We start from the raw sequence: 266 nt of genomic DNA, 5'->3' as shown, positions 1-266 counted from the left end.
TCCGAAACCTCCGCGCGAAATGCAGGTGACGAATCAGGGCGCCGTTGCCTGTCCAGCGCCATCGAACTCAAGAAACGTGCTGAATTATACGTGCGCGAAGCAGAAATGACAAACCCGGAGGGCACGCAGGTGTGCTCTTTGTCGTGTTCCTGCGAGGTCGCCGGTGAGGCGCAGAGAGCGAAGGAGTCTGACGGGACGGAGGGGAAATAATGATTTGAGGCGGGCCGAAGCCCGCCTCAAATCATCCAAAACGCACTCAATGGATT

The 266-nt window shown here is 57.1% G+C and carries 1 protein-coding gene; it reads left to right on the top strand.

Translation table 11 applies throughout. The features are described 5' to 3' along the window. Positions 1–210, top strand: a 210-nt coding sequence (locus FQ668_RS28850; RefSeq protein ID WP_218570906.1) for a hypothetical protein, incomplete at its 5' end; no start/stop codon positions are given. Positions 211–266 lie beyond the last annotated feature (56 nt).

It is taken from the genome of Pseudomonas sp. Kh14, assembly GCF_900291005.1.
Lineage (GTDB): Bacteria > Pseudomonadota > Gammaproteobacteria > Pseudomonadales > Pseudomonadaceae > Aquipseudomonas > Aquipseudomonas alloputida.
This window is presented reverse-complemented; position numbering and strand designations above follow the sequence as displayed.